Below are 237 nucleotides of genomic sequence, written 5' to 3' on the forward strand. Positions count from 1 at the left end.
GCGGTCGCCCTCATTCTTGAGCAGTTGCGAAAGCAGCGCGCGCCTTGCCCACAGTGGGACATTCCTTAGGTCTTTCCCATCGACGTACGGCAGGTCAAACAGGAAGTAGATGATTTCCTGATTCGCATCACCGTCTATCGCGTTCTGGAGCGCGCCGAAATCGGGCAGGCCGCCTTTGAGCACGACAACTTCGCCATCCAGCCATGCGCTGCGGACAGGGAGCTTCGCGACCGCTGC

Annotated in this window: 1 pseudogene; it reads right to left on the minus strand. The window is 59.9% G+C overall.

What is annotated here, in order from left to right:
• Positions 1 to 237 (minus strand): annotated as a pseudogene (locus SB679_RS26185) (hypothetical protein); the annotation flags it as partial.

The organism is Chryseobacterium sp. SIMBA_029, from assembly GCF_046535275.1.
Classification (GTDB): Bacteria; Bacteroidota; Bacteroidia; order Flavobacteriales; family Weeksellaceae; genus Chryseobacterium.